At 57.9% G+C, this 530-nt stretch carries 1 protein-coding gene; it reads right to left on the reverse strand.

Features of this window, described 5'->3' with window-relative positions; translation table 11 throughout:
* Window positions 1-530, reverse strand: a 530-nt coding sequence (locus AC1D0P_RS28050; RefSeq protein WP_477679722.1) for a calcium-binding protein, incomplete at both ends; no start/stop codon positions are given.

Genomic DNA, 530 nt, shown 5'->3' on the forward strand with positions numbered 1-530 from the left:
AACGAAGGGTGTCAGTGTTGCCCGAGGTTTCGTCGTAATCAGAGACATAGTCGCTCCCGCCACCGCGGCTGAAGAGGAAGACGTCGTTACCCAGACCGCCGCCCAGGTAATCGTTGCCCGCACCACCGGCCAATGTGTCGTCGCCAGCGTCTCCGAACAGGAAGTCATTGCCCGCTTCGCCATACACCCAATCGGCGCCGTCGCCGCCATGCAAGCTGTCATTGCCGCCTTCGCCATGCAAGATGTCCGCGCCGGCATCACCGCTGATGACATCGCGACCCGATGTACCCTGCAGGGTGTCGGCGCCCGAAGTTCCATTCATGATGTTATCTTTGTTCGTGAGTTCGATGTCCAATGAATTTATGGCGATGTCGTAGTTTTGGATGACCAGACTGAGCTGGCCGTCCAGGCTGATACTCAGGGATTGATCGCTCTGATTGAAGTCGTAGATGAAACGCCCTGAAGCATCGTGGTATGCCTGCTCGGATCCAGAACGCGTGCCGCCGGCCAATATGTACTCGACGCCCTGG

This window comes from Polaromonas sp. P1_G2 (genome assembly GCF_056405515.1).